Genomic DNA, 19,222 nt, shown 5'->3' on the forward strand with positions numbered 1-19,222 from the left:
CGCGTGATCATTGAGGGCCATCAATCAATCCTTGTTCTTCAGTAGGTAAACGAGCGGTCACTCTAGGGTTTCAAGCAGCGCTTCACCCTCGGGTAAAGACCTGATCGCATCGGTTTCTACCTGGGTAATGATCCACTCGCCGCCCGCATCCACCGCCACATGCAGCCCGGCCAGCGTGCGCTGATCGGCAATCGCCCCCAGCAACACGTCGGACAACCGCGGCGTCAGGCTTTTGCGCAGAATGAAGTCGATGTTGCGCGCCCCGCTCTCCACTTCTGTGCAGCGTGCGGCGATGGCGTCGGCGACTTCCTCCGAGAAGGTCAGGCGTACTTTCGACGAGGCCAGCAGGCGCTCGCTGAGACGACTCAGCTTGAGGCGCACGATGCCTGCCAGTTGTTCGGCGCCCAACGTGAAGAACGGCACGATGGTCATGCGCGCCAACAACGCAGGTTTGAAATGGCGGGACAGGGTCGGACGGATCTTTTCCGCCAGGGTGTCCGGATCGGGACGCCCATCGACGCACAGGTTCTGGATTTCTTCGGTGGCCAGGTTGCTGGTCAGCAGCACCACGGTGTTGGAGAAGTCGATCTGCCGCCCTTCGCCGTCGGACAGGCTGCCCTTGTCGAAGACCTGATAGAAAATGTTCACCACATCCAGGTGGGCTTTCTCCACTTCATCGAGCAGCACCACCGAATACGGACGCTTACGCACCGCCTCGGTCAACATACCGCCCTCGCCGAAACCGACATAACCGGCAGGCGAGCCCACCAGACGGCTGACGGTGTGCTTCTCTTGGTACTCGCTCATGTTCACCGAGATCATCGCCTGCTCACCGCCGAACAAGTGTTCGGCCACGGCCAAGGCGGTTTCGGTCTTGCCAACACCCGATGGACCGACCAGCAGGAACACACCCAACGGCTGTTGCGGATCGCGCAGACCGGATTGCGCGGCCTTGAGGATTTCCGCGATTTGCTCGACGGCAGTGTCCTGACCTCGAATACGCGTCTTGATGTTGTCGGCCAGGGCCAGCACGCCGCCCGCAGCGTCGCGCAGCACTTTGCCCAGCGGCACGCCGGTCCAGTCGGAGACGACTTTGGCAATCGCATCCGGGTTGACTTCGGTGAACAGCAGCGGCTCGTCACCTTGCAGCGCAGCCAGCGCCTCGCGGGCCTGATCCAGCTCGGCCTGACGTTCGTCCAGCGATGCCAGTACCTGAGCAACTTCGCCTTCGGCTGGTACTGGCAGATCCTCTTCTTTCAGGGTTAGCTGCTTGCGGGCTTCGAGAACGCGTACCGCGGCATCACGCTCGGCCAGCCAGCGGGCTTCCAGCACAGCACGTCTGTCGTCAATCTCAGCCTGCTCGTCGGCGATATCTGCCAGGCGCTGGTCTTCCACAGGGAAACCGTTGGCGCGATCGCGCTCCAGTGCGTTCAGCTCGCGAGCCAGACCGGACAACTGCCGCTCCATGCGTTCCAACTCGGCAGGCTTGATACCCAGGCCGATCCGTACACGAGCACTGGCGGTGTCGAGCAAGTCCACGGCCTTGTCCGGCAGCAAGCGCCCGGTAATGTAGCGATCCGACAATTCAGCGGCGGCAACGATAGCGTCATCACGCACACTGACACCGTGGACTTTTTCGTAATGCCCCTTGAGACCACGCAAGATCAGCACGGCGGTTTTGACACTCGGCTCGTCCAGTTTGACCAGTTGGAAACGGCGAGCCAGCGCCGGGTCTTTCTCGAAGTACTTCTTGTATTCCGACCAGGTCGTGGCGGCGATGGTGCGTAACTCGCCACGGGCCAACGCGGGCTTGAGCAGGTTGGCCGCATCGGAACCCCCTGCCGCGCCGCCAGCACCGATCAGCATGTGTGCTTCGTCGATGAACAGGATCACCGGCGTGGTGGATGCCTTAATCTCTTCGATGACACCACGCAGGCGGTTCTCGAACTCGCCCTTGACGCTGGCGCCCGCTTCCAGCGCACCCAGATCGAGGCTGAGCAGACGCGTGTTTTTAAGAAAGTCCGGCACTTCGTTCTGGCTGATCAACAGCGCCAGGCCTTCCACCACGGCGGACTTGCCCACACCGGGCTCGCCCACAGCGATGGGGTTGTTTTTACGACGTCGGGCGAGGATGTCGATCATCTGACGAATCTCATCATCGCGGCCGAAAATCGGGTCGATGCGCCCCGCCGCTGCCTTGGCGGTAAGGTCTTCGCAAAAGCGACCGATATTGTCTTCAGCGGCGGGCGCGATACCGCCCGCACTGGCGACCGAAGAAGACCCGAGGCCGGTTTGCAGGCTGTCCAGCGGACCTTCACTGGAGCCGCCCAGCAGGTGGGGAAACTCAGCCGTCAGGGCATCGGCGGAAATGGGCTTGAGCAGTTCGCCGTAACGAGTGCCGGCGGTGTAGTAACCCAGACGGGAAATCAGCGCCAGCAACAGCGAGCCACCGCGAATCCGCCCGGTGCCGACCACCAGCGAGGCGATCAGCCAGGCGTCCTGAATCCACTCAGTGAGCAGGCTGGCGAACACCGGACGCCCGGGGTTACCGTTCTTCAGCTGCGCCAGACCGTCGTCGAGCAGCGCACGCAGGCGCATCGGATCGATTTCGAATCGGGTGAGAATGCGCGTCACATCGGCACTAGGGTCTTCCAGCAACTGACGCAGCATGTGCTCCAGGGAAATCTCGTAATGAGTGCGCGCCAGGGTCAGGCCCGCCGCGTTCTCCAGGGCCTTGGTGCTGTAAACATTGAGCCGTGCGAACAGTGGTTTGAGTTCTACCTGAATCATCTATCGAGTCCTCTCTTCGAGCATTGGTCCGTGTTCGGCCGCAAGCATGAATACAACGTCGTCCTGCGTGTCGCCGTCACCGAGCCAGGTATCGAGGCCGAGCCGCTGCCAGCCGCCCCCCAGCGAGGCGCATTGCTGCTCATCTGCCGCAAGACGCATGACCAATCGGCTGCGTAGCGGCGTCTGCAGGTATAACGCCACCAACCGTTCGAGCTTTTGATAGAGCGCTTGCCCTGGCAACAACCCGTGAAAACGCTCGGCACTCAGTGAATCCAGGCGAATATCCAGCGTGCCACTGCGGTCCATGACCTCTCGACCGAGCAGGCTGTTTTCGCCTAATACACCGCACTGCATTCCCAGGTAAGTGCGCGCCGGACGGTCGATCCGCAGACGTGTTTCGACACAGGGCACCACTTCCACCGGCACATCTTCGAGCACCGCCTTGACCAACTGCTGCAGGCCGAGCGCCGAGCGTGGGTGCTGGTTGAATAAACCGGCATAACGCAGCAAATCGACGGATTGATCCCGTTGCTCGGGACGCGCATCCGCAATGCCGATCAATGCCTGTAGCTGGCGCAGGCTCTTGACGTCACGTCGCTCGGTAATATCGATCCAGATCCGGTGCTTTTCCCACGCGCGAAACAGCAGTGGATAGAGCGACGCATGCAGGATGTCGAGAAAGTCGCGCCCCGCTGAATGGCCCAGCAGTTGCTCGTCGATCAGGTCTTCGGTGTAAAAGGTCGGCAACGGCGAGGTGACGCCATACAGACCAAAAAAATTGGCCTCGATCCGATAGCGGCCGTCTTCACCTTGCTCGATCCGTTCGATATCCCGTTGGGGAAATCCAAGCCCTAGCCGTGGCCGGACCCGCACGTTCTCGACGAAGTCTTTTTCGCTAGGGAAACGTAATCGCAACAGGCGCAAGGCCTGAAAAAAACCATAATCGCCGCCGTCATCGAGCAGCGGATCGATCACAGCAGGCGTTGGTGCCCGATCTTCGCTGGCCATTTCAAGGTCTCATGGTTGACGCTGTCGAACAGCGTGAAAGCGGTAAAGCTGTTAATAGCTGTACAGCCGGCGAAAAATTCATCGAGCACGCAACCGAACATGTAGAAATTGCCGGGACTCAGGAAATGGTCGCCCCGGCACTCGACCCGGACCACGCTGCCTTCAATGGGCAGCCCGCGAATGAAACGGCGCTCGTGGGTAACCGTGACGTTTTCGATAGCATCGATTCGCCGCTCGTTGGCGTCCTGGGCGCCTTCGCCGACGCTAGGCAGATAGAGCGACAGCAGGCCTCGCAGGTAGTCGCGATCGGCCAGACGGAAGTGATTGGCATTGAGCTGCGAGAGCATGCGCCACAGCAGTTTGTCGTCGAACTTGGGAGGCTGGCACGGCGTAATACCGCGAATGCTCTTGAATTCGACCCTGGGTGGCGTGTTGTCGGTGGGCTGATTCAAATCCCCCAGACGCAAGCTTTCCGGCAACTTGCCATTGGTACACAGCAAACCGATGGACAGCGTCATCTCGCCAGGCACTTTGCCTTCACGGTAGGGCAGGCTCAAATAATGGTCATAGCCATGAGCGTCGATAGTCGACTGTCGGATTCGCAAGTTGTAGGTATCGCGCTGCGAAAACGTATTGAACGGCTCCAACTGCCGCTCGCCCCCTGCGGCAGAGTAAGCGCTGACCTTGAGGACCGAATGAATTCGCATGCTCATGCGCTGGCCATGATCGGCGGGCTGGATGCGGTAGTCGACTTGCTTGTGGTCGATGCGCAACGGGTGCGCTTCCTGGGCGAACAGGTTGATCGCCGGGGTGACCCCCATCATGAAACTGTTGGCGGACAGATTTGGCGCCCAGTCCGGCAAATTCTCGAACATCAGACGCACACTGAATCGACCGCCCTTGCCCCTGACACGCCACTGTTTGAAGCCGGAAAGCTCGACAAAAAGAAACTTCTCGGGCAGCGCAAAGTATTCCTGCAAGCAGCGATAAGCAGGGTGAGCGGTGTCGGGAAAAGGCAGTAAGGTATTGCTGGCATCGAATCCGAGGCCACGCAAATGCCTGGCTGGCAGCAACGTCATGGGCTGCCCTTGCGCACAGATACGGATCTCACGCAGGTTGAGCTGCAGCAGACGTAGCAACTTGCAGCCATCCACCAGACCATCGCCTAGATAGAAACGCAGGCTGTCAGCTTGCCAATCGTCTGGATCTGCGGTGGTAAAAGCGAAATCCAGGACCAGACTGCGCTCTTCACCGGCACCGCCATCCCAGCGTGTACCGATCAGTTGCAGCGGTTCGAGGTCTACCGCCGCAGTGCTGCGAAAGCGCACCCGCTGACCATCGACAGGTACCGAAGCGACTTCGCACCCGGCATCGATACGCGTGGCTTGTTGCAACGCCCCGCGAGGCTGAAATTGAAGCAGTGTCAGGCAAGGCAATGGCTGCAGATAATGTGGGTACAGCAGCTGCGCCAACTCTTGGATGAACTCGGGAAACTCGTCGTCCAGCCGTTGGCGAACCATCCCGGTGAGAAACGCCACGCCTTCGAGCAAGCGCTCGACATCGGGGTCATTTGCCGAGTCCACACCCAGCAGCGGTGCCAGGGCCGGGTTGCTACGGGCAAACTCATCGGCCAGACGGCGCAGGTGGTTGAGTTCACTTTGATAATGGCTGTTGAGCATGACTTAGTGCATCGCCAGGGAAACGCGGCCGTCTGAAGACACGCGCGTTGCCAGATGGATGGGAATGTCCCGGTCATCAATGGACACCAGGCCTTCAAGGCTGAAGCTCAACGACAACACTTCCTGAGCGCCTTCGGCGACCAGAATGCGCGGCGACTTCAACCGAGGCTCATAGCGGGCGATCATGCGAGTCATGTTCTCAATTATTTGCGTGGTCTCGCCGGTCGCAAACGAACCGGCCAGATTGGTGAAATCGGGTACGCCAAAATCGGCGTCGATGGGCACGCTGCCGCGCCGGGTATTCAAGATGCGTTGCAGATGCTGAACAATTGACTGCGTAAGCACTTCCGCTTGGGTCAGGTGCGTGCGGCCGGTTTCAACCTGCAAGCCCGTGATGCGTTCCAGCAATCGTTTTTCTCTCAACGCCGTGTACCTTCTGAAATTGAAAGAACACCGCCCTGAATCAGGGCGGTGAAGAATGACTTACGCTTTTGGCGCCAACCACGAGTCTTCGGCTTCGATGCCGTCCGGCACCCAGGTCCAGACAATTTTTTCGTAGGTGATGCCGATGTCTTCCATATGGCCCATTTGCTTGAACTCAGGGCTCAATACGTTTGGCACCCAGGTACGGGCAGAAACAAGCACTGCATTGCTCAGGGTGATGGTGTAGTACTTTTCTTCAGTGCCTTTGGGCGAGATGCGATAGAACTCAAGCACAACGGTTTTAAGCTGTTCGCCGGAGGTCAGGGCCTGCAGCAGCTTTGGCGAAGCCTTGTCGATCTCTTTGGTCAGGGTCATGCCCTGGTGAACACGCTTGCCTGCGGGCAAGCCGGTCTGCGGGTTCTTGGGAATATCGATCAGGTGTTCAACGGCTTGTACGAGGATCATCCCTACGTGGCCGGTAACACTGCTCGAACCTTCGATCTTGCCTTGGTTCTGGCCTTCGATACTCAGGTAGCATGGCATTGGCATAACGGGTACTCCGGGTTTAATCAGTTAGTGTTCAGGCAACGATCAGAGCTGCTAGCCCTGTATCGTTGCGTTGAATCCATCTTATGGAACCCCCGAGGCTATGACCCTCGGGTAAACACCTGAACGAACGGCATTCAAGTCATTCGTTCGCTCTGCCAAATCAGCTCTTGTCGAGCTTGCCAACCAGCGACAGCGTGAAAGAAGCGCCCATGTACTTGAAGTGCGGGCGAACTTTCAAACCGACGCGGTACCAGCCTGGATCGCCTTCAACGTCGCTGACGGTAATGTCGGCCTGACGCAATGGACGGCGGCTGCGCACACCGGCCGCAGGGTTGTCCATGTCGGCCACGTACTGGCGAATCCAGGTGTTGAGTTCAGATTCCAGGTCGCCACGCTCTTTCCAGGTGCCGATGTTTTCGCGCTGAATGACCTTGATGTAGTGCGCCAGGCGACTGACCACAAAGATGTAAGGCAGCTGGGTGCCGAGCTTGTAGTTGAGCTCTGCTTCCTTGCCCTCTTTGTCGTTGCCGAAAAACTTGGGCTTCTGGCACGAGTTGGCGGAAAAGAACGCCGCGTTATCGGTGTTCTTGCGCATGGTCAGCGCGATGAAACCTTGCTCGGCCAGCTCGAACTCGCGGCGCTCGGAGATGAGCACCTCGGTCGGAATCTTGGTCTGGGTTTCACCCATGGCTTCGTAGTTGTAGATCGGCAAGTCACCGACCGTACCCCCACCCTGCGGACCGATCACGTTGGCGCACCAACGGTACTGGGCAAAGCTGTCAGACAAGCGGCTGGCAAACGCAAACGCGGCGTTGCCCCACAGGAAATCCTTGTTACCGCCACTGACGCTTTCGTTGTAACGGAAGGTCTTGGCCGGAACAGTGTCCTCGCCGTAAGGCGTGCGCAGCAAAAAGTGCGGCAAGGTCAGACCGACAAAACGGGCATCATCGCTTTCGCGGAAGGCGTTCCACTTGGTGAACTGCGGGCCTTCAAAGACCGCTTGCAGGTCCTTCAGATTGGGCAAATCCGCAAAACTGTCGATGCCAAAGAACTGGGGACCCGCCGAGGCAATGAAAGGCGTGTGGGACATGGCCGAAATGGAGGCGACCGATTGCAGGAGCTTCATGTCCTGCGCGCCAGGATTGAACTCGTAGTTACCAATGATGGAGCCGAATGGCTGACCACCGAACTGGCCAAACTCAGCGGTGTACACCGCCTTGTACAGACCCGAGCGGGTGATTTCAGGAGCGTCTTCGAAATCTTCGAGCAACTTTTCCTTGGAGACGCTAAGAATCTCCAGCTTGTTGTTCTCACGGAAATCCGTACGGTCGACCAGAAACTTCAGCGAGCGCCATGACGACTCGAGCTTCTGAAACTTCTCGTTGTGAATGATGGCATCGACCTGACGGCAAAGCTTGGCGTCCAGTGTGGCAATCATGTCGTCGATCAGACCGGCGCTGACTTTCTCGGTCTGCCTTGCAGGTTCGAGCAGCTCGGTGACAAAGGCTTCGAGACCGTGACGGGTAACAGCATAGGCTTCATCGCCCGGCTTGACGCGAGCGGCTTCTACCAATTGATCCAGCAACGAAACGGACTCGACCGCTTGGCCGGTGCTGCTCGCGGCCTGACTTTTTTCTTCACTCATGGGTTATTCCTTGTCCTTTACGCCGAGTTCCGAGAGCAGGCGCTCGCGGGCACCGTCATCGTTCATCAGGGCCTGAAGTTGCTTGCGAAATTCCGGCAGGTTGCCCATCGGGCCTTTGAGCGCCTTGAGCGAATCACGCAAGGCAATCAGCTGCTGCAACTCAGGAACCTGGGCAACGATGGCATCGGGTTCGAAGTCGCGAATAGACTGGAAGGTGAGCGATACCGGAATCTGCTCGTCTTCCGGCGCGTTCTCCGCCAGACGATTGGGCACCGCCAGTTGCAGGCTCAGGTTTTGCCCTTTGAGCACATCGGTGAAGTTGTCTTTGTCGACGCGGATCGGCTTGAGGTCTTCAACCGGCGTGTCGTCTTCACGCAAGGTGAAGTCGCCGATGACCAGTTGCTTCAGAGGCAGCTCGACCTGCTCTTGGGCGCCGCCGGTGTCGGAGCTGTACACAATGTTGACGCGTTCTTTAGGCGCGACTGAACCTTCACTAGCCATTTAATCTCACTCCTGTTTAGCGGGCTCGCTCAACGCAGCCGTTATAAAACCCATGGCATTGATATGCGTATGTCTGTCAGGTATCGCGTGTTGCTGAACTCAAGGAGTCTGTGGACTGGCCAGACGCCAGAAAGCGGGCAAATCCATGGCGGCCAACTGCTGCGCCCATACTGTTTTTGAACCGCCATCCTCTTGAACCAACGCCAGTTCCAATAAAGGCCGAACCAGATCCGGTTCCCAGCGATCCAACCCCTGCTCCGTTGCTTCTTGCAGCAATACATCCAGGGCCACTCGCAACTCGGCGCGAGGCTCGAAACGGTGCAGCAACTCGCATTGGGCACGACGCAAACGGAAGCGGTCGCGGCCACTGCCGGCCTCACGCAGGCTCGCTTGCAGGCTGGCAAGCGCATCGTTCAGACGTCCGTCAGCGGCTTCTCGCCCTGCATCGTCAATCAGCGTTTGCACAGCATCCCCGGCCCCGGCACTGACCACCGGGGCCAGCCCTTCGAGCCAGCTACGCGTTGCGCCATCGGCGAACGGCTGGCCGTCGGCGAAGGTGAGTTCGGCCAGCGACGGCAGGCGTGCCAGAAAATGGCGAGTTTCCAGGGACAGGCTCGCGACAGCGGCCAAGGAGCCGGAGCCGAGTCGTGATAGTGCTGCATGGCTGGCTCGATTAAGGTCAAGCCAAAATGGATACGTGTTCAGTCGGCCTTCGCAAAACCGCACGATGTCCAGCGGCTCGCCAGCGCTCTGCAACCGGCTGAAACTCTGCAGTTCGGCTTCCGAAGGTGGCGGAAGACGCGTGGTGTTGCCTTGCGCAGGCGGAGCCTGCTGCAAGGTAGTCCAGGCCGACTGTCGGTTCAGGCGAAACAGCAACGGCAACGTCGGACGAGAGTCGAGACAAAACGCAACCAGCGGCGCTAACGACGCAAACACGCCGTTTACGGCGTTCTCAATCGCCTCATCGCTTTCAAAGCTATCCGACAAACGAACCGGAGCAAGCGTTGGCGGTGCCATGCCAGATACCGAAGGGGGCTGCGGAATCGGTACTGCTGCTGCTGCGATAGACTCGACCGGCTGAACCGGCTCAGGCGCAACAACCGCTGGCTCGGCACTGGCCTGCACGGGCAGCTGTGACAGCCGTCGACGCAACGCAAAGAAACTCGGACCGTCAGCGTCCTTGTCGCGCCAAAAACGATCGATGGCGTCCCAGTTTTCGAGCAAGACAGCTAACTGATCACCAGGCACCGGCTCGAAGCTTTCTTCGACCTTCGCCGTCAGCCATTCGAGCATCCATTCAGCCTGGTTACGCCGAGCACGCAATCGGGCGGGTGGTGGCGTCAACGTGTCCCAGTATTGCTCGAGCATTTCGCGCAATACCTGTACCCCGGTCGCAAGACCAGAGATACCGTTGAGCGTGGTCCAGGCACACAACAACCAGACCGCAGCATTGAAATCCTTACCTTCCTCGCGAAGAACTTTTGCGCAGGTATCCGCCACTTTCTGCCAGTCCACTCCGGACTCGGCATGAATATTGGTCAGCTTTTCAACTTCAATTTGCGCGAGCGAAAAGGCCGCACCTTCTCGAGGATTGGCGCCAGCCGGGCTGGCCACGCTGATCGCAAACGAACCCAACTCCTGATCGAGACAACTCATCCGTCATTCCTGCTACATCGATATGCCGCTCGATACACCGTCACACACGCAAAGAATTTTGCTGGCGATGCCCAGATCATTACTGCACTTAAGGCATCATTTCCAATGACTAATTAATCAAAAGAATTTCAACCTGCTGGACCCTGCGCCGTATTAATAACGTGCGATGGTCGTCGACTAAACCGCCAGATAAGAATGCACTGACACCCCAGTTGGCAACATCAGGTGAACACCTGAGTTGATCTGCCCCCCGGTCATGTTCAGAGTTGCATTGCGTTTATCCGCGCACCACCGCAGAGCAAAAAAAGATATTCACCCTTATTTGGTGCAAAAAAACGCCTAACAACCTCAAATAAAATTAACCGTTTTAAAATGCGAACCTGTACGGAACTTATCAGACTTTTTTTGTACGGCTTGACCGTGCGTTGCAGTTTTTGAACTATTTTAAGCCTCCGCGGCCCCCTCTATTCCGCATGAGCAGTTTTGGGTGCCGGTAGCGAAAGCGAAAAAAAGTTTTCATTGCGCTGAAAAAAGCAGATAAGCACGCGTCCGTACAGCGATAATGGCTGCCTGCGTGAAGCGTAGGCCTACATTCAGCGGACGCCATTTCGGTCCGGTTATCGATACAAACCTTGGTCTACTGGTCAGCAGTGAAGTTATGAACAGTCCCGCGTCAACTCAATCGCCTCGACCCCCATTTGGTGCCAGCCAGGCTCCCGACCACTTCAATGTCAGCGCGGAGCCAGTCCCCAATCAGTTTTTGGCCTGGCGCCGTCGGGTCGGGCACGTCATTGACGCACTGCCCTCTTCCAAGGCTGTCGAGTCACCTTTTAACGGCTGTATCGACCGCTATACGTTAGGGGCTCGACTGTTTACCGATTGCTCGAGTGACGCCTTGCTGCTTGATCGCTCGGTCGCACGCATTTCGACGGACAGCGTCCGGGATTACGTTTTTCAAGTGTTCACCGAGGGCGGCATTGACGCCATTCAGGGCGGGGGCCTTGAAAGCCGCAACCCCGCTCAGGCCAGTATTGTCGCCATGGACATGAACCAACCGATAAGGATGCACCGAAGTCATTGTCGGGTACTGACATTCTTCGTACCGCGACCGATAGTGGACGCAGCGCTGCCACACGCAGAGTCGATCCACGGCCGCGTCTTCACCAATACGACCCCGCTTACCCAGCTGATGATCGAGCACGTCGCGACACTCTCGAAAAGCCTGCCGGGCATGAATGCGGATCAAGCAACGACAGCGTTCGATATCGGCATTCAGTTAATGCTCGGCGCATTTGCCAAACAGGCCAAACTGGGGGGTAACGTCCGGGCAGCGGCACGTAGCGCAATGTTCGACAAAGCCAGACGCTATGTGCAAGACAACCTGTATCAACCCTGGTTGACACCCGAGAGCGTTCTGGCTGCAGTACAACTGCAGCGCCATACGCTGTATCGGCTTTTCCAGCATGAGGGCGGATTGGGCCGCTACATCCGTAATTGCCGACTGCGTGAAGCAGCAGACGAGTTGGTGCGATATCCCAATCGGCAGGTTATTGAGATCGCTTACAGCCTGGGCTTCAAAAGCGCCTCGGACTTTACCCGCGCTTTCAGCCGCAGTTATGGCATGTCCCCGCAGGACCATCGCATCATGGCTGCACAACGGAAGTGCGAGCCTGTATAAAGCAGACGCATAGCCACTGCATCCCCAGCACTAACGGAGATCGGTTTGTTTGCAGCAATAACCGCAACGACGGGCGCCGTGCTTCGCCGTCTCGACCCTGTTGCAACGAATAAACCAGTCAACCGGGCCGACCAAAAGCCCGAGGATGAAGGGAGCTAGTTACACCATTGCGACTCACACGGTATCCCATCTCCGTCGCCGTCCATTTTCATCTCGGAACAGTGCTGGAGGAAGTTCTTTGCCTCTGCGCAAGATGTCATCTGAGAACAGTATTGGCGGCCATCACACTTGAATGCTGATTGGGCAGATACGACTGCAGCAGATGAAGGCACTTGCGGCGGCGAAACTTTGGTCCCGGTCCAGGCCAAGAGTGTCGGCGAGGTAAAAGCCTTCCACGCAACGCTGGCGATAATTATCGCAAACAAAATCCGTTTCATTAATTCCATTCCCGAGTGACACAACGAGCGAGTTCCGTATTCTCTCGTTACCTGCGCGCCAAATCAATTCACACTTTCTGCTGACATACAGCGGCATGGAGCCGTACGCGCATGGCAAATAATAGTGCCGTCCGTACATTATCCGTTTCAAGCCCGACTCAAAATCGTAAGCCCCTCTCAAGACGGCGTCACAACGATACCCAGGTCGGTGAAAAATCACTGAGCCAAACCCTTTGCTCAAGCTAAAGAGCGCATGGAATAATCCGACACTCCACGCCCCAATAAAAATAAAAGGACAGCCAACTTGCAATCGATTCTCGACCCAAAATGGCATCACTTCATCAAGGTCGCCAAGTTGGGAAGCCTGACCCAAGCGGCCGTGGCACTCGACGTACCGCAGTCAATGATCAGCCGTCATATTTCCCAACTGGAACGTGAATGCGGAGTGAGACTGTTCAATCGCACCGGACGTGGTGTGAACCTCACCGAGTTTGGTTTGCAGATCCTCCCACGCATCGAGTCCCTCGTAGAAGAATCGGAAGAAGTCGCTGATGTGATTCGCACCTCCGGTGGCGTTCCGATTGGAGAGGTGCGGATCGGACTGCTGCCGTCTACGGTGGAGCCCATTGCCGGACCGTTGTACAAGCTGGTGCATGAGCGCTACCCGCGCATAAAGTTGCAAATATGCGAGGGTAGCAGTGCGCACCTTGAGGAGCTGATCAATGAAGGCCGTGTAGATATGGCACTGCTCCTGCGCGAAGGCGATGTATCGGCGTCGGAAGAGTCGGTACTGGTGCAGCCCAAACTCATGCTGGTCGGCCGCGCGCAAGATCCTGCAGTCACACAATCAACCGTTGAGTTATCCGACCTGCAGGGCCTTCCATTGGTGCTTCCTTCCCGGCCGCACCCATTGCGCGCGCGGCTTGAAAAGCTATCCAAAACCCACGGCATTCACTTCGACTGCGCAGTGGAAGCCGACTCGATTCGGCTGCAATGGGAAATCGTCGCGGCCGGCGGGGGGTACGCGATCACCTCGGGGTTGTTCGAGCATGTGGACGACCCTCGCTTCTCGGTCGCCCGCATCATCAAGCCGGAACTGTTGCGTAGCGTGGTGCTGGCCAGTTCACTACGCCGCCCCAACACCCTGGCGACGCGCACGGTTCAAAAGCTGCTGGAGCAGGAAGCCCCACTGCTGCTGAAGAACCGTTCCTGAGCGGATAGCGCCGGGCGCTTAGTGCTGCCTATGCAGCACAGCCCGGTTCAGCATCCCCTGGTCGGCCACTACCGTCTGCCCGGTCATGATGCGGTTATGCCGAGATGCCAGGAAGGCATAGAGTGGACCGTGGTCTTCGGGCGTCGGAAGTTCTTTTAGCAAACTGAGTGAGCGAAACATCGAGAGAAAGGCATCCTGGGGAATGTCGGATTGCTTCTGCGCCTCCAGCCCGAGCGAACGCGGCCCGCTCAGTTGGCTGTTGGCGATGCCGGCCGGCGCCACGGCATTGACCCGGACATGCGGCGCAAACTCGAACGCCAACTGGTTGACCAGACTACGTATCGCGCCCTTGCTCGCGCTGTATACCGCACCGCCACCATCGGCGGCATAGGCCGCAGTCGAAGTGGTCAGTACCATGGCGCCTTCACTGGCACGCAGCAGGTCGAAGAACACCCGCGCCGACAGCAAATAACCCTTCACGTTGACCCGCATTACCTCATCGAAAAGTGCGTCAAGGCGCTCCTCGGGCATCTCCATCAGCGGCACGTTGCCGTCAAAGATCCCCTGGGCGCCGATCAGCGCATCAAGCCGGCCGAAACGCGCAAGTACGGCCTCGCGACAGGCGCGCAAATCATCCAGGCTCGTTACGTCGCCCTGGACAATTAGCACATCGGGACCGAACTCTTCGCGTAGCAGGGCTACCTTCTCGGCGGAGATTTCGAATATCGCCACCTGCGCACCTTCGGCACGGCAGTGACGCGCAAGGCCCAGGCCCAGGCCTGAACCACCACCGGTCACCAAAACTACATGTTCGCTCAACACATTCATCGACTTCTCCCTCGTGTCAGATCGGCTGGGCCAATGCGGCAAATGACGCGTGCATAATGCGCATGTGCTCGGCCTTGTCGCCTCCATTAATCTCGATTTCACCGAGGCGCATGGAATTCTCCACCACCAGTCGGCAGCGCTCCCATCGACGCTGCTGGAAGCTTTCCAGCGCGGCCGTCAGGCTGGACGCGTTTTCCAGTTCTTCGGCCAGCACGATGGCGTCCTCGATACCGATACAAGCACCGGAGGCCAGATGCGGGGTGGTGGCGTGTACCGCGTCGCCGATCAGCACGGTGCGTCCACGATACCAAGGTTGCTCCACCAACAGCCCCTCCAGCGGCCGGAAAATCACCAGCGAATGCTCGTCGAGCATCGCTCTGGCGTTACGTACTTCTGGCGCAGTGAAAGGATCGAGCAACGCTTTTAGACGCGTCAGAAACTCCTCTGGCGGCACAAGATCATTAACCGGTCGATCTTCATTGACGAACAGGTACATCTCGTCCCGCGACACAGGGTTCAACCCAATCTTGAGGTGATTGCCGACCCACAGCATGGTGCGCGTGACTGACGCCGGACGCGGCAAGACCGCACGCCACACGCCCTGCCCGCTGTAACGCGGCTTCGGCGCATCAGGCAACAGGCGTTCGCGCAAACCTGAATACAGACCGTCGGCGCCGATCAGCAGGTCGTAGCGACCACGACTGCCATCACTGAAGTCCACTGTGACACCGTCGGCATCCTGCTCCAGCGCACTCACGGTGCAGCCCAGGCGCACGTCGGTGCCGCTGGCGCGAGTCGCATCGGCGAGGATCTTCGCCAGCACCGGACGCATCACTGCGCCGCTCCCTGGCACCTCGTCTCCAGCAATGCGCGGTGTCGGCACCTGAGTCAGCAGCACACCTTCTGGGGAAAAGATGTCCAGGCCATCGCAGGCATACCCCTCGTCCAGGAAACGCTCCAGGATGCCGAGGGTGCGGAAGGCCCGCAGCGTGGGACCACCGATGCTGATACCTGCGCCATAGTTGCGCCAGTGCGGGTCGATTTCGACCAGGTCCACGGCAATCCCGCGTTTGCGCAGTTCGATGGCGGCGGACATGCCGGAAAAACCACCGCCGACCACCAGGGCGGATTGAATGAGTGCAGCCATGTGAATCTCCAACGGCGCGGGATGGACCCGTCCCAGGCCGCTTATTGTTATTGTCGATGACGCCGCGAAATTTTGTTCGCGCAGCTTCGGGCCAGCCGTGATCATAGTGTCCTGGCTTGCTGTGCACTCCAGCAAAAAAGCGCAACTCAGCTTTCTATCGATAGCCATGCATTGTCCGGATAACAGCCATCCGGCTCATCGCCTACCTCCGCCCCGGATACGTTCGTAACCTACGGCCAGCGAAGGAGCCCGCTCAATGCAAGCAATTCAAGCACTGCCCACATTCCACCATGTCATCAGCGGGCCTGCGAATGCCCCTTGGCTGACCTTCATACCCGGTATCGGCAACGATGCAGAGTTCTGGGCCGAACAAGCCGCAGGCCTGTCTGCGCACTTTCGCGTATTGCGCTTCGATCCCTGGGGGCACGGGCAGAGCCCGGCACCACCACAGGACTGTAATTTTGCCGCCATCCGTGACGGCGTCGTACAGCTGTGGGACCGCCTCGGCATCTCCCGCTCCGCCGTGGTCGGCCTCGGCTTCGGCGGTTCGCTGGCCTTGGCGCTCGGCCTGGAATACCCCGAGCGGGTCACGCGCATCGCCGCGTTCTGCTGCCGGCCACGCCAGCCGGACGACCGGCGCGAGTTCTGGCGCGGTCGCTGCGATGCCGCACAGACCCAGGGCATGGACACGCTGGCCGATGTCACCGTCGACCGTTGGCTGAGCGCTGACTTTCGCGCCAGTCATCCGCAGGTGGACAGCCTGCTGCGCACGATGATGAAAAACACCACTCTGGACGGCTATCTGGCGTATGTACGCGCCTTCATCGAAATGGACTTCAGTGCGCGCTTCCCTGAACTGCGCGTGCCTACCCTGCTGGTGGCGGCCGAGCATGACCACGGCGGTGGACCGGTGGCAGACATGCGGGCGATGGCCGCACAGAATCCAAATGTCGTGCTAGAGGTCATCGCTGGCGTCGGACACATCTGCAACCACGAGGCGCCTGCGCTAGTAGAGCAACTGCTGCACCCGTTTTTTCAGGATTAATCACCGGCCGGCGCAATGCCGCCGGCCAGCCAACAAACGACAGAGACAACAACAAAATGACAAGACATGTCGTTATCGTGGGCGCCGGACATGGCGGGGTCAGCCTCTGCGCGGCCCTGCGTGCACTGGATTTCGCCGGCGCCATTACCCTGCTCAGCGACGAAGCTGATCTGCCCTATCACCGTCCGCCCCTTTCCAAAGCCTTCCTCACCAACGACACACCGGAAGCAGAGAACAAGCTGCTGCTCGAATCGCAAAGTTTCTACGACGAGAAGTGCGTCGACCTGCGCCTGAATACCCGAGTCAGCGCCCTTGATACAAAGGCGCGAACCCTGCAACTGGCCGACGGCAGCCTTGCCCCCTACGACGAGCTGGTGCTGGCGACTGGAGCCCGCGCGCGGACCCTGACACTGCCGGGCAGCGCGCTGGAGGGCATTCTCGTGCTGCGTACGCTCGAACAGGCACGCACCCTGCGTCAGCGCCTGACGGGCAGCAGCTCAATAGTCATCGTTGGCGGCGGCTTCATCGGACTGGAGATTGCCGCCACCGCTCGCAAGCTCGGTAAACAGGTCACGGTGCTGGAAACCGCATCACGCATCATGGAACGCTCGGTGTCGCCAGAGGTGTCTGCTTATGTAACCCGCAAGCACCGCGAACAGGGCATTATCCTGGAGCTCGACAGTACCGTGAGCGCCTTCCTCGGCGACAACGGCAAGGTTGCCGCCGTACGCACCGCGACCCGCGAATGGCCGGCCGACCTGGTCATTGTCGGTGCCGGCTCGCTACCCAACAGCGAGCTGGCGCAGGCCGCTGGCATCGCCTGCAGCAACGGCATCCTGGTCGATGCGCAGATGCGTACCTCGGCACCAAACGTGTTTGCCATCGGTGATTGCGTCACCTTTGAGAACCGCTACGCCGACAACGCCCGACTGCGTCTGGAGTCGATCCAGAATGCCAACGACCAGGCTCGCCTGGTGGCACGTCTGATCATCGGCGAGGACGCCAGTTATGAAGCGCTGCCCTGGTTCTGGAGCGACCAGGGCGAGGTCAAGTTGCAAATGGTCGGCCTGTCGATTGGCCGCACCCACTGCGTGACTCGCGGCGAACCCGAGCTCGGCCGCTTCTCGGTATTCCACTACCGCGATAGCACCCTGATCGCGGTCGACTCGGTCAACCAGCCTCTGGAGCACATTCTTGGCCGCAAGTTGCTGGCTGCCGGGATGTCGCCCGACCAGGCGCTGATCGCGGACACCGGCATCGCCTTGAAGAGTCTTCTCGACTGACAACATCTGAGCCCTGCGGGGCAGCGGCTAACCGCCCTGCCCCGCGCCCATGACCACAATAAGAAGAATGTCATGCCTCCCACCCGCACTGATTCGATCACGACCCTCACCCGCTGACACATACCTTCATAGCGCTGCCGCCAAGCACCGATCACTTTGATGACGTGCGTGCGGCGGCCCCCTTGCAGCTCCCTGAAAGGAGATGAACATGTTCGTTCGTGTACTCGGCAACCTCTCGGTAGGCGCCAAACTCACCCTCGGCTTCGGTCTGGTCCTGGCGTCGACAATCGCTGTCGCTTTTACCGCGTTCAATGCGCTGCACGCGCTGGAACAGCGCGGCGCGGTCATCCGCGATCTCGGTGGTGCCCGCGCGCTAATGTTGCAGGCCCGTGCCGCAGAGAAAGACTTCGGCTTGACACTGTCCACCGATGCATCCGGGCAGGTCGCCAGTTTGGTCGTGCAGCTCGGCGGGCTATTGAGCCTGCATCGCGGAGAAATTCCAGACGCCGCTTCGGCTGGCGAGGCAAGTGCCACCTACTTCACCCAATTCCAGCACTATTCTCAAGCCAAGCTTGAGGAACGCGACGCCCGGGTAGGCATGCAGGAGCTTGCGCACAACCTGGGCGAGCGTTTCAGCGCCGTGCTGCTCGACCAGCTCGACGCGCTCAACACCGTCGCCGAGCAAGCGCAACCGCCTTCGCAGGTGCTAATGACGCTGCTGGAGCAGACCTCGATGCTGCGCGACAAACTGTCTAACCTGCGCGACAGCGAATTGTATTTCGCCCATGAAAACAGCCTGAGCGCGCACGACGACTGGGAAACCCGAATGACCGAGCTGCTCACTTACCTGGACAGCCTGGCGCGCCAGTTGAATGGCAGCGAGCGGGACTCCCTGCGCCAGGCCAACGAAGCGCTGGCCGGATACCGTGATGCCTTCGAACACTTCGTCGCCAGCCGCGAGCGTGCCACCGTGAGTCAGGCGGCGATGAACAACGCCAGTACGCAAGTTGGCGCACGCCTCGCTGCGGTAAGCGAGGCGCAGGAGCTGGCCTGGCACCAGACCAGCGAGCAGGTGACGCAGCTACTGGGCGGCATCCTGATCATCTCGCTGACCTTGGGCATCGGTGCCGCCGTGTTGATCCGCCAACTGATACTGCGACCGCTGACCCATGTGCTGGCATTGACCCGGCGGATCGCCGCCGGCGACCTGACTGCCGAGCCACAATCGCACGCTCGGCGCGATGAGCTCGGCCAACTGCTGACCAGCGTCGGCAGCATGCTCGACAGCCTGCGCGGCCTGGTCGGGCGCATTGCCCAGGATATCGGCACGCTCAACTGCA

The 19,222-nt window shown here is 59.3% G+C and carries 16 protein-coding genes; 5 read left to right on the forward strand and 11 right to left on the reverse strand.

Annotated features, from left to right (window positions below; translation table 11 throughout):
- Window positions 1-57: 57 nt before the first annotated feature.
- The 8 genes from tssH to tssA form a co-directional block, all read right to left on the reverse strand.
- Complete coding sequence (tssH, locus tag K0F75_RS01820) at window positions 58-2,790, reverse strand: type VI secretion system ATPase TssH (RefSeq protein ID WP_219060051.1); 2,733 nt, start codon at window positions 2,788-2,790, stop codon at window positions 58-60.
- Window positions 2,791-3,798, reverse strand: a complete 1,008-nt coding sequence (gene tssG / locus K0F75_RS01825) for a type VI secretion system baseplate subunit TssG (protein WP_219060052.1) — start codon at window positions 3,796-3,798, stop codon at window positions 2,791-2,793.
- Complete coding sequence (gene tssF / locus K0F75_RS01830) at window positions 3,762-5,477, reverse strand: type VI secretion system baseplate subunit TssF (protein ID WP_219060053.1); 1,716 nt, start codon at window positions 5,475-5,477, stop codon at window positions 3,762-3,764. Before tssF ends, tssG begins: the two co-directional genes overlap by 37 nt.
- A 3-nt stretch (window positions 5,478-5,480) precedes the next feature.
- A complete protein-coding gene (gene tssE / locus K0F75_RS01835) occupies window positions 5,481-5,900 on the reverse strand; it encodes a type VI secretion system baseplate subunit TssE (protein WP_257604230.1) in 420 nt (139 codons plus the stop codon).
- Between the two features lie 60 nt (window positions 5,901-5,960).
- Window positions 5,961-6,449, reverse strand: coding sequence for an Hcp family type VI secretion system effector (locus K0F75_RS01840; RefSeq protein ID WP_219060054.1), 489 nt, complete (start codon window positions 6,447-6,449; stop codon window positions 5,961-5,963).
- A 160-nt stretch (window positions 6,450-6,609) separates the two neighbouring features.
- Window positions 6,610-8,094, reverse strand: a complete 1,485-nt coding sequence (tssC, locus tag K0F75_RS01845) for a type VI secretion system contractile sheath large subunit (RefSeq protein WP_219060055.1) — start codon at window positions 8,092-8,094, stop codon at window positions 6,610-6,612.
- A gap of 3 nt (window positions 8,095-8,097) precedes the next feature.
- A complete protein-coding gene (gene tssB / locus K0F75_RS01850) occupies window positions 8,098-8,595 on the reverse strand; it encodes a type VI secretion system contractile sheath small subunit (protein WP_219060056.1) in 498 nt (165 codons plus the stop codon).
- Window positions 8,596-8,694: 99 nt separating this feature from the next.
- Complete coding sequence (gene tssA / locus K0F75_RS01855; RefSeq protein ID WP_219060057.1) at window positions 8,695-10,251, reverse strand: type VI secretion system protein TssA; 1,557 nt, start codon at window positions 10,249-10,251, stop codon at window positions 8,695-8,697.
- 658 nt (window positions 10,252-10,909) lie between these two features.
- Between tssA and K0F75_RS01860 the strand changes: the two genes are divergently transcribed.
- On the forward strand, window positions 10,910-11,929 hold the full coding sequence (locus K0F75_RS01860) for an AraC family transcriptional regulator (RefSeq protein WP_219060058.1): 1,020 nt from the start codon (window positions 10,910-10,912) through the stop codon (window positions 11,927-11,929).
- 155 nt (window positions 11,930-12,084) lie between these two features.
- Here K0F75_RS01860 and K0F75_RS01865 read toward each other — a convergent pair whose 3' ends face one another.
- Window positions 12,085-12,375, reverse strand: coding sequence for an excalibur calcium-binding domain-containing protein (locus K0F75_RS01865; protein ID WP_306823011.1), 291 nt, complete (start codon window positions 12,373-12,375; stop codon window positions 12,085-12,087).
- A gap of 295 nt (window positions 12,376-12,670) precedes the next feature.
- Here K0F75_RS01865 and K0F75_RS01870 point away from each other — a divergent pair, with 295 nt between their 5' ends.
- Complete coding sequence (locus tag K0F75_RS01870; RefSeq protein ID WP_219060060.1) at window positions 12,671-13,579, forward strand: LysR family transcriptional regulator; 909 nt, start codon at window positions 12,671-12,673, stop codon at window positions 13,577-13,579.
- An 18-nt stretch (window positions 13,580-13,597) separates the two neighbouring features.
- Here the strand turns inward: K0F75_RS01870 and K0F75_RS01875 are convergent, their stop codons facing one another.
- Window positions 13,598-14,407 carry an SDR family oxidoreductase gene (locus tag K0F75_RS01875; protein WP_219060061.1) on the reverse strand — a complete coding sequence of 270 codons (810 nt, stop codon included), beginning with the start codon at window positions 14,405-14,407 and terminating at the stop codon, window positions 13,598-13,600.
- 16 nt (window positions 14,408-14,423) lie between these two features.
- Window positions 14,424-15,554, reverse strand: coding sequence for an FAD-dependent oxidoreductase (locus K0F75_RS01880; RefSeq protein WP_219060062.1), 1,131 nt, complete (start codon window positions 15,552-15,554; stop codon window positions 14,424-14,426).
- Between the two features lie 256 nt (window positions 15,555-15,810).
- Here K0F75_RS01880 and K0F75_RS01885 point away from each other — a divergent pair, with 256 nt between their 5' ends.
- The 3 genes from K0F75_RS01885 to K0F75_RS25540 form a co-directional block, all read left to right on the forward strand.
- Window positions 15,811-16,599 (forward strand): alpha/beta hydrolase, encoded by a 789-nt coding sequence (locus K0F75_RS01885; protein ID WP_257604231.1) that lies wholly within the window; start codon window positions 15,811-15,813, stop codon window positions 16,597-16,599.
- 56 nt (window positions 16,600-16,655) lie between these two features.
- Entirely contained in the window at window positions 16,656-17,882 is a 1,227-nt protein-coding gene (locus K0F75_RS01890; protein WP_219060063.1) for an NAD(P)/FAD-dependent oxidoreductase, read from the forward strand.
- Between the two features lie 208 nt (window positions 17,883-18,090).
- Window positions 18,091-19,222, forward strand: a 1,132-nt coding sequence (locus K0F75_RS25540) for a HAMP domain-containing protein (protein ID WP_257604232.1), incomplete at its 3' end; no start/stop codon positions are given.

The organism is Pseudomonas sp. UMAB-08, assembly GCF_900095225.1.
Taxonomy (GTDB): Bacteria; Pseudomonadota; Gammaproteobacteria; order Pseudomonadales; family Pseudomonadaceae; genus Aquipseudomonas.

Coding starts and splice junctions, on each gene's coding strand:
- tssH (WP_219060051.1), bottom strand. CDS start 2,790: ATGATTCAGGTAGAACTCAAACCACTGTTCGCACGGCTCAATGTTTAC.
- tssG (WP_219060052.1), bottom strand. CDS start 3,798: ATGGCCAGCGAAGATCGGGCACCAACGCCTGCTGTGATCGATCCGCTG.
- tssF (WP_219060053.1), bottom strand. CDS start 5,477: ATGCTCAACAGCCATTATCAAAGTGAACTCAACCACCTGCGCCGTCTG.
- K0F75_RS01840 (WP_219060054.1), bottom strand. CDS start 6,449: ATGCCAATGCCATGCTACCTGAGTATCGAAGGCCAGAACCAAGGCAAG.
- tssC (WP_219060055.1), bottom strand. CDS start 8,094: ATGAGTGAAGAAAAAAGTCAGGCCGCGAGCAGCACCGGCCAAGCGGTC.
- tssB (WP_219060056.1), bottom strand. CDS start 8,595: ATGGCTAGTGAAGGTTCAGTCGCGCCTAAAGAACGCGTCAACATTGTG.
- tssA (WP_219060057.1), bottom strand. CDS start 10,251: ATGAGTTGTCTCGATCAGGAGTTGGGTTCGTTTGCGATCAGCGTGGCC.
- K0F75_RS01860 (WP_219060058.1), top strand. CDS start 10,910: ATGAACAGTCCCGCGTCAACTCAATCGCCTCGACCCCCATTTGGTGCC.
- K0F75_RS01865 (WP_306823011.1), bottom strand. CDS start 12,375: ATGGAATTAATGAAACGGATTTTGTTTGCGATAATTATCGCCAGCGTT.
- K0F75_RS01875 (WP_219060061.1), bottom strand. CDS start 14,407: ATGAATGTGTTGAGCGAACATGTAGTTTTGGTGACCGGTGGTGGTTCA.
- K0F75_RS01880 (WP_219060062.1), bottom strand. CDS start 15,554: ATGGCTGCACTCATTCAATCCGCCCTGGTGGTCGGCGGTGGTTTTTCC.
- K0F75_RS01885 (WP_257604231.1), top strand. CDS start 15,811: ATGCAAGCAATTCAAGCACTGCCCACATTCCACCATGTCATCAGCGGG.
- K0F75_RS01890 (WP_219060063.1), top strand. CDS start 16,656: ATGACAAGACATGTCGTTATCGTGGGCGCCGGACATGGCGGGGTCAGC.